14 protein-coding genes are annotated in these 14,477 nt (G+C 51.3%); 6 read left to right on the forward strand and 8 right to left on the reverse strand.

The window, feature by feature from the left end; all coding sequences use genetic code 11:
• Window positions 1-3: 3 nt before the first annotated feature.
• Window positions 4-1,395, reverse strand: a complete 1,392-nt coding sequence (tnpC, locus tag ACHZBS_RS03525) for an IS66 family transposase (RefSeq protein ID WP_319404498.1) — start codon at window positions 1,393-1,395, stop codon at window positions 4-6.
• 137 nt (window positions 1,396-1,532) lie between these two features.
• The gene (locus ACHZBS_RS03530; RefSeq protein ID WP_319405149.1) at window positions 1,533-1,973 is read right to left on the reverse strand and encodes a hypothetical protein; all 441 of its coding nucleotides are present in this window, start codon (window positions 1,971-1,973) and stop codon (window positions 1,533-1,535) included.
• A 448-nt stretch (window positions 1,974-2,421) separates the two neighbouring features.
• On the opposite strand from ACHZBS_RS03530, the gene ACHZBS_RS03535 reads away from it, so the two are divergent.
• Genes ACHZBS_RS03535 through ACHZBS_RS03550 form a run of 4 tightly spaced genes read left to right on the forward strand, consistent with a single transcriptional unit; the run spans window position 2,422 to window position 5,181 of the window.
• Entirely contained in the window at window positions 2,422-3,117 is a 696-nt protein-coding gene (locus ACHZBS_RS03535; protein WP_319405150.1) for a transposase, read from the forward strand.
• A 2-nt stretch (window positions 3,118-3,119) separates the two neighbouring features.
• A complete protein-coding gene (locus ACHZBS_RS03540) occupies window positions 3,120-4,142 on the forward strand; it encodes a transposase (protein ID WP_319405151.1) in 1,023 nt (340 codons plus the stop codon).
• Between the two features lie 28 nt (window positions 4,143-4,170).
• Complete coding sequence (locus ACHZBS_RS03545) at window positions 4,171-4,536, forward strand: hypothetical protein (RefSeq protein WP_319405152.1); 366 nt, start codon at window positions 4,171-4,173, stop codon at window positions 4,534-4,536.
• Window positions 4,537-4,548: 12 nt separating this feature from the next.
• On the forward strand, window positions 4,549-5,181 hold the full coding sequence (locus ACHZBS_RS03550; protein ID WP_319405153.1) for a DUF3786 domain-containing protein: 633 nt from the start codon (window positions 4,549-4,551) through the stop codon (window positions 5,179-5,181).
• 188 nt (window positions 5,182-5,369) lie between these two features.
• Here ACHZBS_RS03550 and ACHZBS_RS03555 read toward each other — a convergent pair whose 3' ends face one another.
• The 6 genes from ACHZBS_RS03555 to arfB form a co-directional block, all read right to left on the reverse strand.
• Window positions 5,370-6,278 (reverse strand): DMT family transporter, encoded by a 909-nt coding sequence (locus ACHZBS_RS03555; RefSeq protein ID WP_319405154.1) that lies wholly within the window; start codon window positions 6,276-6,278, stop codon window positions 5,370-5,372.
• A 478-nt stretch (window positions 6,279-6,756) separates the two neighbouring features.
• On the reverse strand, window positions 6,757-7,143 hold the full coding sequence (locus ACHZBS_RS03560; RefSeq protein WP_319405155.1) for a hypothetical protein: 387 nt from the start codon (window positions 7,141-7,143) through the stop codon (window positions 6,757-6,759).
• 648 nt (window positions 7,144-7,791) lie between these two features.
• Window positions 7,792-9,219 (reverse strand): pyruvate kinase, encoded by a 1,428-nt coding sequence (gene pyk, locus ACHZBS_RS03565; RefSeq protein WP_319405156.1) that lies wholly within the window; start codon window positions 9,217-9,219, stop codon window positions 7,792-7,794.
• A gap of 49 nt (window positions 9,220-9,268) precedes the next feature.
• Complete coding sequence (locus tag ACHZBS_RS03570) at window positions 9,269-10,612, reverse strand: glycerate kinase (RefSeq protein WP_319405157.1); 1,344 nt, start codon at window positions 10,610-10,612, stop codon at window positions 9,269-9,271.
• 140 nt (window positions 10,613-10,752) lie between these two features.
• Window positions 10,753-11,118 carry a translation initiation factor Sui1 gene (locus ACHZBS_RS03575; RefSeq protein WP_319405158.1) on the reverse strand — a complete coding sequence of 122 codons (366 nt, stop codon included), beginning with the start codon at window positions 11,116-11,118 and terminating at the stop codon, window positions 10,753-10,755.
• 31 nt (window positions 11,119-11,149) lie between these two features.
• Window positions 11,150-11,563, reverse strand: coding sequence for an alternative ribosome rescue aminoacyl-tRNA hydrolase ArfB (gene arfB, locus ACHZBS_RS03580; RefSeq protein ID WP_319405159.1), 414 nt, complete (start codon window positions 11,561-11,563; stop codon window positions 11,150-11,152).
• Window positions 11,564-11,966: 403 nt separating this feature from the next.
• Here arfB and ACHZBS_RS03585 point away from each other — a divergent pair.
• Both ACHZBS_RS03585 and ACHZBS_RS03590 read left to right on the forward strand, forming a co-directional pair.
• Window positions 11,967-13,096 (forward strand): IS3 family transposase gene (locus ACHZBS_RS03585; protein WP_319405160.1). Its coding sequence is split into 2 segments (ribosomal slippage): window positions 11,967-12,237 and window positions 12,237-13,096, totalling 1,131 coding nucleotides; the frame shifts between segments, so codons are not numbered across the junction.
• Window positions 13,097-13,443: 347 nt separating this feature from the next.
• Window positions 13,444-14,259 (forward strand): Rossmann-like domain-containing protein, encoded by an 816-nt coding sequence (locus ACHZBS_RS03590; protein ID WP_319405161.1) that lies wholly within the window; start codon window positions 13,444-13,446, stop codon window positions 14,257-14,259.
• Window positions 14,260-14,477 lie beyond the last annotated feature (218 nt).

The raw sequence follows: 14,477 nt of genomic DNA on the forward strand, positions 1-14,477 counted from the left end.
GAATTAAATCCAGGAGAGATTGGGCGTCGACCTTCGAAAATAGGAAGTAATACATTCCACGAGGAACGGGAACGTCGGTTTTGCATTTAGACGGCAGGTTTCTTTCAGGGATAATATCCTTTCGACCCACCGGTTTCCCTTTTCGCTTTGGGTGCCCAGGCTGCGCTTTCGCCATAGCACCCCAAAGCGCAGTGCCCGTTCGGCACGGTTGTTGGTCGGTTCAATGCCATGGTGATCGAGAAAGGTCCACAGACTGTCCATTTCGCGAACAATCTGCCGGGCGAGTTTTCCGGCGTCGGTCTTGTCCTTCTCCCAAACGGAGACGGTAAACAAAAAGAACGTATAAAAATCCGACCACATTTCCGGGTCGGGAGGTTCTTTGGCAAACGATACCAGTTGCCTCAGCCAGGCGGCGACGATTTCTCCGAAGCGGCAAAGATCGGTTTTCTTTCGTTCCGCCAGGGCATCGGCTTTGCGGATCAGATGGGCCAGGCAGGTTTGGCGGTTAACCCATTTTCGATATAGGCCGTAACCATCGCTGACCAGAATCCCGTCCCAATCCCGGACCAGTTTTTCGAAAGCTTCCTTGGAGCGATGCGGGTCGATGCGATAAAACGCCACCCGTTCGTTGGCCATGGCCCACAACCAGTGCAGGTCGTTTTCCTTAAACCAGGAAGTTTCGTCGATGTAGTTGCACCAAAAGCGTCGGGCGACCCGGCCGATGCGTTCGTAGGCCGGCAATAGCGCATTTGACGTGCGGTCGACAAGCTTCTGGATGGTTCCGGTGGCAATCCCGATGCCCAGAACCGACTCACACAACTGCTTGACGTCGTTGCGGCTCATGGCCTTGATCCCACTCAATTCTCCGATAAGCGCGGTAAAGCGCGGCCCATAACCGGTGGATACGTCAGAAGGTAGCGCGGCCTTGACCGTCCTGCCGCAGTTGGGACAGTCACATTGCTGGAGAATATAGTGGCTGATTTGCATTTCGATTTCGGGTAGCTCGATATGCTGATGCGCATAAAACGGCTGCATCTTTTGCGGATCGAACTGCGCATGCCCGCATGCGCAGCGCGTCGGCATCAACCAATGGCTCTCGGTCGGATCCAGCATCTGCCGCTGATGCGGCTTGTGGCCTTTCTGACCGCCTTTTGCACGTGTACTCTTTTTCTGTTTTCTCTTTTGCCTGCTAAAGGGCGGATCGGATGACGGCGGCTTACTGGAGTTATGAGAATTTTTGCTGGACCGAACCTCAAGCTTCTCCAGCCGCTTTTCGTGGGCTACAATCCGCTGTTCCATATCGAAAAGCATCCGTTCCAGAGCCATGATATACTGTCGCACCGGCTCTGGTGTCAGTTGCCAATCGAGTTCCGAAAAGGGTCTTTTGAGTGCCATGAAAAGCACTCTACCATAGTCAAAAAGAAAAATCTAGATTTATTTTGTATTATTTCGGTTAGTTATGATCTATTTTTTGTGCTTTGATTTCGGGGGGTTGCGAGACCAGTTGGATCCTCAAAGTACCCCGTGAATGCTTACCTATTTTTTAATAGCCAATAAGAAAAACCATATAAATGCTCAATTTTATCTAAAGCAGTGGTGGCTGAATCTAAATCACTCAATAGAATAGCATCTTCATATTGATCTACTTCTTCTTCGAAGGAGGATATTTCATCTACAAACTGACCCAGAAAAGACCAACCCCATTCGAATTCATTAACAAGTTCAGGCTCTACATTAGGGATAATATATTTTAATTTTTTAGCATCAGATGGAAAAATAGGATTTAGGTTTTTAGATAAATATACCGATTCATTTTTATACCAATGATTAAAATTATCATATTGCGATTTCGGAAGAGAATATTTTACATTAAAAAGAGCGCCAGATTTATTTGCTGATTTTAGTAAAGAAACTTTAAATTTATTTAGATTACGTTGATTAAAAATTTTTTTTCTATTTTTCTTTTTACTCATAGTAAACTTGGAAATTTAAGTAAATATTTTTAAAAGATATAAAAACTTGACCATAAAGATAGAAAAAAATCAATAAAAACATTGCTTTAATTAAATATATATATATTTTACTATATCTCTAATAAGCGATAGATCATTTTAGGTCTGCGTTCTGTCTTAATTTCAATGCATTCTACTTTGCCTTCACATATAACATTCTGTAATAAAACGTTAATTTTGCTTTTAGATGCTTTATTTTTAAAAAGCCTATAAAATTCCATTTTAGCTTTAGGCCCACTCTTCAAAAAATCCAATATCACATTTTTAGAAGAATCCTGATCTCTCATTGAAAAAATTAATTTTGCCGAATTTTTACAATATTCCCAAAATGCAACTGCACTTGGGGTATTTTGGGGACGTCTATGCTTTCATGCTTTACATATCCTATCCCATCTGATAGTCCGTGACCATGCCACGAAAAGCAAGAATAGATGCGCCAGGGGCGTTGCACCATGTAATCATCCGGGGAATCGAACGGCGGAAAATATTCCGGTCCGATTATGATCGTAACCATTTTATAAACCAGCTGTCGGTTCTGGTTCCAGAGACGAGCATGGATTGTTTTGCCTGGGCAATGCTCGATAATCACGTTCACTTGCTGCTCAGAACCGGCGCTGTTCCCATTTCCATTTTTATGAGTCGCCTGCTTACGGGATACGCAGGCTGGTTCAATCGTAAATACAAGCGTCATGGGCAGCTTTTCCAGAATCGCTACAAATCCATTTTGTGTCAGGAAGCCCCTTATCTCAAAGAATTGGTCCGGTATATCCACCTGAATCCGTTGAGAGCCGGTTTGGCGAAAGACCTCAAGGAATTAGATGCCTTTTTGTGGTGCGGTCATAGCGTTCTTATGGGAAAAAGCGAGCAGCCGTGGCAGAATCTTGCTTATGTTTACCGATTGTTTTCAGATCGAAAAAAAGAGGCTCGTAAAGAGTATCGGGGATTTGTGGAAAATGGCCTTTCTGAAGGAAATCGCCCCGATTTAACAGGCGGCGGATTGTTGAGAAGCTTAGGCGGCTGGACAGGGTTAAAGGACTTTCGGGGTATTTTGGGGACGTCTATGCTTTCATGCTTTACATATCCTATCCCATCTGATAGTCCGTGACCATGCCACGAAAAGCAAGAATAGATGCGCCAGGGGCGTTGCACCATGTAATCATCCGGGGAATCGAACGGCGGAAAATATTCCGGTCCGATTATGATCGTAACCATTTTATAAACCGGCTGTCGGTTCTGGTTCCAGAGACGAGCATGGATTGTTTTGCCTGGGCAATGCTCGATAATCACGTTCACTTGCTGCTCAGAACCGGCGCTGTTCCCATTTCCATTTTTATGAGTCGCCTGCTTACGGGATACGCAGGCTGGTTCAATCGTAAATACAAGCGTCATGGGCAGCTTTTCCAGAATCGCTACAAATCCATTTTGTGTCAGGAAGCCCCTTATCTCAAAGAATTGGTCCGGTATATCCACCTGAATCCGTTGAGAGCCGGTTTGGCGAAAGACCTCAAGGAATTAGATGCCTTTTTGTGGTGCGGTCATAGCGTTCTTATGGGAAAAAGCGAGCAGCCGTGGCAGAATCTTGCTTATGTTTACCGATTGTTTTCAGATCGAAAAAAAGAGGCTCGTAAAGAGTATCGGGGATTTGTGGAAAATGGCCTTTCTGAAGGAAATCGCCCCGATTTAACAGGCGGCGGATTGTTGAGAAGCCTAGGCGGCTGGACAGGGTTAAAGGACTTTCGGAAAGCAGGCCTCCGCGTCAAGGGGGATGAACGTATCCTGGGGGACAGCGATTTTGTGGAAACAGTCCTTGCGTCGGCCAGGGAGGCGCTTGAGGAAAGGTATTTTTTGAAAGCCCGGGGAATTGATTTTGACCAGGTGATATTAAAAGTTGCCAAAGTGATGAAGCTGACACCGGATCAGGTCACTGCCTGCGGGAAATCGCCCCAGACCGTCCAGGCCCGGTCGTTGCTATGTTTTTGGGCGCATCGGAAACTTGGAATGACCACCATCGAGATCGCGAGGCGGCTCAGAATCAGCCAACCGGCGGCAAGTCGCTCCTCGAAACGCGGGGAACAAATTGAAAAGAATAACGGATTCGATCTTATAGATAGGGAAAGTATGAAAACATAGACGTCCCCATTATATACTGGAGGTCAAAATGAAATGTGATCGCTGCAAGCAGGACATCACGCCTGGAGATGAACATGAAAATCTCGGAGAAACGCTTTGCGAGGATTGCTGCATGATTGCTCTCTCGCCCTTGAAAACCTGTGACCCATGGGCGGTCCATAGTGCCAAGAATTTCGAAAAGCTCGCTGGAAAAAAACGCTCGCTGACGCCTATTCAATCGCAGATGTTGAAGCTTCTGGATGAAAAGGGCGCCATGGAACCCAAACAACTGCTCGTCGAATTGGGCTCAGACCTGCAGCTCAACGACCTGGAGCGCGAATTCGCCACGCTTCGGCATATGGAAAAGGTTCGGGGCGAAAAACAGGAAAACAAGGTCTTGTGGCGATTGTGGTAACAGGGAGGTGTTATGAGGCAGGCACCGGTTTTCGATGAAATTTACGAAAAATACCTTGCCGATGTATCAGCCATCAATCTGAGCCTCGCAGGCAACCGCCTGGGCATTGACATCAATGGGGAGACGGCGGTTATCCCGTTTTACGGTATCCCGCATCGCGTCTCGGGTAAGGGTGTTATGGACGCAGAAGGAAGACGGCCTGTCCACGCGGTAAGCGTCATTCTATGTAAATATTTGCTTTTATTCCCCCAGCAAGAGCCGCCTATCGCCAGCGAGTGGATCAAGTACCACTGTTTCAAAGATGCGGCACCGTTTGCGGGCGGTTTCAGGAACACCGCGGAGCAGTCCATCAGCAAGACCTTCTCCGGGAAGCTGGATGATCTCAAAAATGCATGCATGGCGCTGGGAGGACAGCCGGGTGCTGCACCGATCAGCTGTGACCTGGCCATCAATTTTCCAGCGCTTCCCAAAGTTAATTTGTTAATGTTGTTCAACGACCAGGACGACGAGTTCCCGGCAGACTGTTCGATCTTGTTCGAGAATCATTCCGATGCCTATCTGGACATGGAATGCCTGGCCATGTTGGGCATGATGCTGGCGGTGTGGCTTAAAAATGGACCGGACCACAGGGATGGCAATATTTGATGCCGCAAATCTCTCCATAAAGCCAGAATTAAAAAGGAGAACAAAATAGCTACCCGGCGCATAGTCCCAGCGACAGCAGGATTCATGGTCGACCCAAGGGCGTCTCTTTGGATCTCCAGGCAAAGATTCCAACTTCCAAGATGGCGGATATTAAGCCGATGATTTTAGGGGGCATGACAAACAAATCCTCAATTTCCAATCACCTTCACCAGTTCCCTTTTGTATCTTGTCCCGACACTATCCAAAATGATTGCGCAGGTTACGATACAACCGCCAACCACCGTGAGCATGCTCGGGACTTCGTTAATGCCGAAGATAGGCAGGTATACCCAAATGACCCCACCGACAACCTCCACCAGCGAGAGTAAATTCAATTCAGCCGCCGGGTAATATTTTGCTCCGAGCGAAAACAAAATTAACCCCACGCCGATCAGTGTGCCGTGCACCATGCTGAGATAGATATTGCGAATCGGCATCAACACCGAATCGTTTTGTAGAAAGAGAATACTGGCAGTCAAAATCGAACAAAGGAAGCCCGCCATTGCAACCGTTGAGAATTGGGGGGTTTCTTTTCGCCACCTGAGGCACACTGAGAAAATTGAAAACCCACATGCCGCGGCAAATCCCGTGATCGTTCCAAGGACGCTTCCGCCTTCCAAGCCCTCAATCACCATCACGGTCGTTCCGATGAGAGCAATGGTCATTGCAACCCAGGTTGTCGGACGGATTTTTTCCTTAAGGATCACAATGCCCATGAATGCAGCAAGAAAGGGGGTGGTTGCAAACAAAAACAGGGTATTGGCAGCGGTTGTCAACGTTATGGACCAGATGAAACAGATAAAGGCTCCCACGAGTCCGAAAGCGCCAACGACACCCGGCATACCGATTCTTCTAAAATTGTTAAAGAACCGGCTTCCATCTTTTGCAATGAGGCAGATGCATAATATCGCCGCGACCGTCAGGCCCCGGAAAAATAGATATTGCCAGCGATAGTTTTGCGGATCGACCATGTAACGGATCGTAAGTGCACCGAATGACCAGAGCATGCCCGCAGTCAATACTTGGAATAGCGCTTTTGAGTGAGCTGTCGCAGTCATTATTGTTGCATTCCTCCGCAGATCCCTAGAAATATTTTTTACGTTGATCTTGATTCGCTCAAATCGCATAGTCAAGCCTTGCCTTCAATGTTTATTTGAAATCTTCAGGGTTCTGGCAGTTTAAAAGTCCTGCCCGGGATCCTAAACTGAATACCAGTGGGGACTCGAAATTACGAGAAAGTGCCTGGGAATGAGTGCTGGGGGTGGGGGAATTGGTAACTTAGTGCCCCTGTTCGTAAATACGGTGACGCGCCGAGATTGCCGAGACGCCCGGATCGCAGGGCGGGAGAAGCAGCAATCAACGATTTGGTAGCGCGCGGGATTTGATTTGGATACGAATCGTCAAACGCACCAAAACCGTAGGACTTTGAGTCCCTTGGTTTTGGGGGAGTTATTTGATAAGCAGCTCTATTCAGAATCAGGTTGAAGATGTTGCTCGATTGTTGAAAACCAAGCGTCTATCTCCCGGTTCCGGGTTTTAGCTTTTCACCTTCTCGATCATGTGATTGATGACGTGGCTGTGCTCAAGCTGAGGACTGAACATTACAATATCCGCATCGGCATCAACCTTTACATTGTGTCCGGGTGGCCAGTAAAACAGATCATTCGCGTTGACTGTCTCTTGCACACCGTTCACGTCGGTCGTGGTGAGTTGGCCGCGCAGGACAAAACCCCAGTGGGGGCATTGACACAAATTGTCTTCTAGGCCTTGAAACAGTGGGGTGGTATCGACTCCTGACGAAAGGCTGAAGTACTCGCCACTGATCTTGCCTAATCCAGTTGCATCACCAAAACCCGTTCGCTGACGAATCACGGCTCCAGGAATTTCCATTTTAATGTCCACGTCCTCTTTGGCTATCCGCATGATAGTTTCTCCTCTGTTCATGGATACTTTATGTTTGTGGACTGTCTATCACTGCATTCGTTTCAAAGGATTGGTGCCTATTCGTGATATATTTTCAGGGCACCCGAGTTGGAGCATTCTTTTGAAGAGGTAGATAATGCAGCTATCACAGTGTAGTATACATATACTGAGGAGAGTTTATAATTTGTCAAGCATGGATTGGAAAAACGACATTCCAGTAAATCTGAAATCATCGATCCGGGTCATCATGATGGATCTCAATCTTCCAGGTGTTCCTTCATTCGTAATGTCACGCCTTCGATGCCAACGCCTGCCATGGTGGTCACTGTATTACCCTGCTTGTATTGAATAGCATCGACAGGGTGTCGGCGTAAGGAGGTGTTTTGTTGATGATGGCGATGTCGCTGTCCCGGCATCGTTCAATGACGTCGGCAGGCACCGTTTCTTCGAAAACCAACAGTTCACCGATCGCTGCTACAGCGTCCCCGGGTTTGTCTCTCGGGTGAGCGTATATCCGTCCATCGCTATAATTTTCAAAGGAAAACTTATAATCTGAGCAGTTTAGAAGATCGTTGAAAGGTTCTTTGGGCGCAATGCAATATGGAAGGGTATGAACGAACAAAAGAAAACACCCGGTGTTGGCGATGTTCAGCTTGCATTCAGATCAATGATTTCCATGCGATTGTTTCGGTCCGGGTATTTGGCTGAAGGCCCCTCGGTGAGGATGACCAATCCGCCGGTTATTTCCTGACGGTTAAGCCAGCTTCCGATCCAGGATCTCCAATCTTTGGGATGGTCCGGTTCAAAAACAGGCAATACCCCATAGGAAAAAAGCAACTCCTGGCAGGTTTTCCTCCTGGAGCTGACCGCTATGATCCAGACCGGCAATCGAAACCGTGAGATGCGCCTGGCCGTAGCGCCGCTCCGGGTGGGCGTGAATATGGCTGCAGGAGTGATATAATTTAAGGCGGAAGCCACACTCAGCGCAATAACGTCCTCAAAAGCGACGGGCACCCTGGATGCCATTAAATTGGGCTCTCTACTTTTGGCGTACAGTGAACGATTCGGTTCAATATCGGCGGCAATGGCCTTCAGCATGCGCACCGATTCGACCGGATAGTCACCCACTGCGGATTCTCCCGACAGCATGACGCAATCGGTACCGTCGAGGATGGCATTGGCCACATCGGTGGCTTCGGCGCGGGTGGGGAGCCTGCGGGTGGCCATGGATTCCAGCATCTGGGTAGCTGTGATGATCGGTTTGCCCAACCGATTGGCCATGTCCATGATCCGTTTCTGGACAGAAGGAATTTTTGCAATTGGGATCTCGACGCCCAGATCCCCGCGGGCCACCATAATGCCGTCCGCCTCTTCGAGAATGCCGGACAGGTTTTCAACCGCCCGGGATCGCTCAATTTTGGCAACGATAAAGGGATCGCGGCCCATTGCCCGGGCGGCGGCTCTGACCATGGAGATGTCGGAGGCTTTTTCGACAAATGACTGGCTGATTGCATCCACGCCGCAATTCAACGCAAATTCCATACACTGCCGGTCATGGTCGGTGAAAGCCGAAATGCCTAATTCCACGTCGGGTAGGTTAAGGCCTTTTCTCGACCGAACCATACCGCCGACAACGACCTCGCAGTGGACATCCGGTGCCTCCACGGCAATGACGGTGAGTTGAATGAAGCCATCGTTGATGTATATGCAATCCCCTTTGTTGACCACCGCGGTCAGCTCGGGAAACGCGACGCTCATCCGTTGCTCGGTCCCCTGAATTGTTTCGGTGGTCAAGGTCAACCGCTGGCCGGTTTTCAGCAGGATCGGCTCACGGACGAGTTCTCCGATGCGGATCTTGGGGCCCGGCAGGTCGGCCATGATGGAAACGGGAATACCCACCGTTTCAGAGGCCTGCCGAATAACCTTGATGTCTCTGGCATGGCCGCTGAACTCTCCGTGAGAAAAATTCAGACGGGCAACGTTCATGCCTTCTCCGATAAGCTGCATCACCACTTCCAGTGAGCGTGAGGCAGGGCCGATCGTACAGACAATTTTAGTTTTGTTGGCTGCAAACATGAGAGTCTCTTATCACTCGGAAGGAAAGGGTATATTGACTATTACGGCATCACTGATCGATCAGCAAGACCTGAAGGTCCATCACGTTGGTAAGGGTGGGGCCGGTGATGAAAAGGTCTCCCAAGGGTTGAAAAAACCGGTAGGCATCGTTGCCGGCAAGGTATCCGGATGGGGACAATCCGAGGCCATGGGCTCGGGAAACCGTTGAACCGTCGGCAAAGGCGCCGGCTGCATCGGTGGGCCCGTCCGAGCCATCCGTACCGGCTGAAAGCATCAGCATGCCGGAGGCACCCGACAGGGCGATACCCGCGGCCAGGGCGAGCTCCATGTTTCGTCCTCCCTTTCCGTCACCTTTGAGCGTTACCGTGGTTTCCCCCCCGGAAAGCAGGCAGGCGGGAGCCGGGATCGGCCGACCGGACCGCCGGACCTCGCCGGCGACGGCGCAGAGTACTTTCGCCACTTCTCTGGCTTCTCCCTGGATCATCGACGAGAGGATGAGCGGGTTGAATCCCAACCGGCGGGCCTCGATCTCGGCGGCGGACAACGCATCCGAAAGACTGCCGACAATCCGGTTTTCCACACCGGCAAATACAGGATCCCCCGGCTTCGGCGTTTCGTCCACATCTCCCCGGCCGCCCGCAGACAGATGCCCGCTCACCGGCGCGGGAACCCTTTCCAGCAGGCCGTAGCGGGACAAGATCTCCAGACAGTCGCCAAAGGTGCCCGGATCCGGCGCCGTGATCCCGGAGGCAATGATATCCAGGTCGTCGCCGATGACGTCGGACAATATCAGGGAAACCAGGGGTGCGCCGTTGGCGCATCGGCTCAGCCGCCCGCCCTTGATACGCGACAGGTGCTTGCGAATGGTGTTAATCTCGTGAATGGTTGCCCCGCAGGCCAGCAGCAGACGGGTAGTCTCCTGTTTGTCGGCCAGGATGATCCCTTCGGCAGGCGCAGGGGTGAGGGCGGAGCCCCCCCCGGAGATCATGCACAGGATCAGATCGCCGGGACCGGCCGTGGCCACCAGGTCCAGAAGCGCCCGGGTGGCCTTGATCCCGTTTTCATCGGGAACCGGATGCCCGGCTTCCATCACCCGGCACCGGCGCAAGGGCACGCCGTGGCCGTATTTGGTGATGACCAGTCCGGCGTCGATACGCTCGCCAAGCACCTTTTCCGCCGCCCTGGCCATGGCCGCGGAAGCCTTGCCGGCACCGATCAGATAGAGTTTTTCGATCTTTTCCAGGTAGAAGGATCGCTTTCCCACCCGAAGATCACCGGCGGTCAGCTGAAGGTGCCGAGTGACGCAGCTCTCCGGATCGACAGCCTCTACCCCGGCATTAAAAATTGACGTTGCGATCGTTTTCAACCGCTGTCGGTTATCTGTTGGGTTCATCGGCGATCACCCTTCGACAGGCTTAAAATGAAAAGCTAAAACGTGGGGGAGAAATAATCCCTGAGTTCATCCGGTTCTCTTTTGAATGATGCGACCCTCTCCCTTTAGAACCTGAGGGGAAATGGGCGGTACTCCCGCTGTCATCCCCCCGACCGCTTGACCGTATACCCCATGCCTTTCAGTTCGGCCATTAATACATCCCGGTGATCCCCCTGAATTTCGATGCTGCCGGATTTGACCGTACCGCCGCTACCGCATTTTTGTTTGAGTGTTTTAGCCACCTGCTTCAATTCACTATCATTCAGGGAGAGGCCGGTTATCACGGTCACGCCGCTGCCCTTGCGACTTTTGGTCAATCGCCCGACCCTGACGATGCCGTCCCCGACCGCCTGTGCCGACCTTTTCCGGCAGGTGCAGCGGTCCAGATTCTTCTTGCAGTCCGGGCAGGTTCGGCCGTTTTCGGTGGAGTATACCAGCCGGGATCTGTTGTTTTCGTTTCGAGGCATTTCCGTCCTTCTCGCGCGAGTAAAAAAGGGGTTAGAAAGAAACCTTCTGTCTTAAGGTCTTCTGCTTTCCCCGCCGGGTTTTGCGGTCCATGCGCCGTCGTTTGGAACCCTGTGTGGGGCGGGTGGGCTTTCGATTTTTGACCGGCGCCAGGCTGCTGCGGATCAGTTGCGCCAGACGCCTCAGCGCCGCGTCCCGATTCTTTTCCAGGGTGCGATATTCCTGGGCCTTGATCACGATGACGCCGCTTTTGGTGATACGCTGGTCCCGGCATCGCAATACCTGAGTTTTGACGGGTTCCGGCAAAGACGAGGCACCGATGTCGAAGCGCAGATGCACCGCCGTCGCCACCTTGTTCACATTCTGTCCGCCGGCGCCCTGGGATCGGATGGCGCTGATGTCAAACTCACGCTCCGGAATGGCCAATCGGTTGTTGATCACGAGCATGGTTGGGTTTCCTGTGGCTGTTCTCTATCTTTGCCGCTCCTTTAAATGGGGAATCAACGCCCGCTCCTCGACAGTGCGAAGATGATCGAGGACCCGGGGTTGGGGGGTCTCAATCACCGGTACGTTGTGAAATCCGAAACGATCACAGATCCGCTGCATACAATCCAAACGAACAATCAGGATGACGGATATCATTGATTGGTGGTCGAGTAAACCATTGCCCCATGAGCGATCTTCTGTTCATAGCCGAACCCCCGCCTCTTCATCATGGTTCTTTTAGGTATGCATTGGTCAGTATTGTCCTGATGATAATAGAGCCGGTTTCGGAAAAAAGGACAGGCTTTTAAGTGAAAACTCTGCTCTAATAACGCAGTAACTATTCGTTAACCAAGGAGAGCAGACAATGAAACGACCTAGACGGAATCACGCAGCAACCTTCAAAGCCAAGGTGGCGATAACAGCCTTACGGGGCGACCAGACCTTAGCGGAGTTGGCTCAACAGTTCGATGTCCACCCGAACCAGATCGTGCAGTGGAAGACCCAACTGCAAGAGCACGCCAAGGATCTGTTCGCTACAGCGGCAGAGCGCAAGGCCGTCAACGGCCCCAATGTCAAAGATCTACATGCCAAGATCGGCCAGTTGGCAATGGAAAACGATTTTTTGGCCGGCGCGCTCGGTCGTATTCCCGATGCGAGCGCAAAGTGATGATTGATCGGCAGCACCCGTTGCCGGTGGTGCAGCAATGCAAGATCCTGAAAATGGCGCGCTCGTCGTTCTATTACGCCCCCCGGGCCGTCTCAGCAGCAGATTTGGAATTGATGCGGCAGATTGACAGGCTGCATCTTGCATATCCCTTTGCCGGCAGCCGGATGCTACGGGATCTGCTGCGACAAGACGGGGCCAGTGTCGGTCGCAGGCATGTCGCCACCTTGATGCGAAAAATGGGGATAGAGGCCCTTTACCAACGCCCCCGCACCACCAAACCGCATCTGGGCCATAAGGTGTTTCCGTACTTGCTGCGCCATCGAAAGATCACAGCGCCCAATCAGACCTGGGCCATGGATATCACCTACATTCCGATGAACAAGGGCTTTATCTACCTGGCGGCTGTATTGGACTGGGCGACGCGACGTGTCCTGGCTTGGCGGCTGTCCAACAGCATGACGGCCGATTTCTGCATTGATGCTGTCGAAGCAGCGATTCGGGATTACGGAACCCCGGAAATCTTCAATACCGACCAGGGCAGCCAATTCACCGGCAAAGACTTTGTCGGCTTGTTGGAAAAGCATCATATTCAGATCAGCATGGACGGGAAAGGCTCCTGGCGCGACAACGTCTTTGTCGAACGCCTCTGGAAGAGCGTCAAGTATGAAGAAGTATATCTTCATGCCTATGACTCGGTGGCGGATGCCCGGCGCGGCCTGGGGCGCTACTTCCTTTTTTACAACCAACGCCGACCGCATTCGGCGCTTGACGGGCAGACCCCCGATGTGGTCTATTTCGGCCAACTTCCTCAACACCGGGCAGCCTGATCCCAACCCGGCAGAGTTTCTTCACTTAAAAATGCGGGTTTCTGTCCAGCACCCCGGAGCCAGCGCTAATAATCATATAAGAAAATGCCTATAACTGCCGGTGTCAATATTGACATCAATAGAAAGAAATAGTTTTAAGTTGGGGATGGTTTCGATTTTATAATAAAAAGGGGTTTTCTTGAACACGTCCAAGGAACCGTTGACCCAACAGGGTCCCGCTCCCACGCAATTATTTTTTCCAGCGGAAATAGGGTCAACCGTAGCTCTAATTCGGTCTATTGCATAACATTGCATGGAATTGTAATCATCAGCCAAACCAACCTAATCGAATACAGGATAAAACCACTATGCCCTGCCGACATTGCCACAACAACCATCCTGCTGATTCAATCCAACGACCGGCCGTTGGCATTGAGCGCCGGCTGATCGACGACCTTCTTCAAGCCATGGACCGACCCTCGGCGGTCATCTCGGACATTGCCGTGGGATCTCATTTTATCGGGGTCCGGGCCGATGAAAACGGGTCCGCCTGCACCGGTCTGGCCTCCGCACTGGGAGCCGCGCCGACGGCAAATGAGCGAATGATGATGGATAAAATGATCGGAAAGCCCTTACATTCGGCTGCCGAATGGCTGAAACAACCCGGCGCCTTTTCCATCAGCCTTGGCGCGGCGGCTTTGAATGCCGGCATCATTCCTCCACAGAACCAGCCCGACATCGAGGCATCCCGGATCATGGCCGAGAAAGGTAAAGATGACGAAACGGTCTTGGTAGGAGAATTCCCTTTTACCGACTGGCTGCGCCAGCAGGTGAAAACCCTTTATCTTTTCGAACTCCAGAAAGTGGCCGGACGAACCCCACCGGACCAATGGGACGATATCCTGGGGCGCTGCAAGGTGCTCGGTCTGACCGGCACCACCCTGATCACCCGTGCCATGGCCTCTTACCTGAAAAAAGCCCCCCACGCCCATACGATTATCATCGGCCCCACCACACCGTTGTCGCCCGTGCTCTTTTCTCACGGTGCAGATGTCCTGGCCGGATGTCAGGTCGTCCGGCCGGAGGCGGTATTCACCGGCATTCGAGAAGGAATGTCGTTCCGTGAATTAAAAAAGCTGGGAATTCGATTCATTGCCTGGTCCAAGGATTCAGTGGCATCCTGATATCTCCGGGCATTTATTTTCAACGATAGTATCCTGATCCGGCATCATTGCTGCTGCCATCGGCCACGATGGTTGGCCGCCCTCCCCGCTTCCCTCCACCTGCGTCCCGCAGATCAAAATACCCCTTGCCTATTTTACAATGTTTCTATTAAAAGTAACGTTCGATATGGAAACGCAGACCGAAGACGATGCGTGGTCAACGGTAACGTGATTCAAGA

Source organism: uncultured Desulfosarcina sp., assembly GCF_963664155.2.
Classification (GTDB): domain Bacteria; phylum Desulfobacterota; class Desulfobacteria; order Desulfobacterales; family Desulfosarcinaceae; genus Desulfosarcina.